The organism is Halomonas sp. SIMBA_159, from assembly GCF_046536035.1.
GTDB classification, from domain to species: Bacteria; Pseudomonadota; Gammaproteobacteria; order Pseudomonadales; family Halomonadaceae; genus Vreelandella; species Vreelandella venusta_A.
On sequence record NZ_JAWJBT010000612.1, the window covers coordinates 1 to 270 of the forward strand.

Sequence of the window (270 nt, forward strand, 5' to 3'; positions counted from 1 at the left end):
CGGTGGAGGCCGTGGCTTAATACGATGCAACGCGAAGAACCTTACCTACTCTTGACATCCAGAGAACTTTCCAGAGATGGATTGGTGCCTTCGGGAACTCTGAGACAGGTGCTGCATGGCTGTCGTCAGCTCGTGTTGTGAAATGTTGGGTTAAGTCCCGCAACGAGCGCAACCCTTATCCTTGTTTGCCAGCACTTCGGGTGGGAACTCCAGGGAGACTGCCGGTGATAAACCGGAGGAAGGTGGGGACGACGTCAAGTCATCATGGCC

The 270-nt window shown here is 54.8% G+C and carries 1 rRNA gene; it reads left to right on the plus strand.

Annotated features, from left to right (window positions below):
* Nucleotides 1–270, plus strand: a 16S ribosomal RNA gene (locus R0J87_RS20655); the annotation flags it as partial.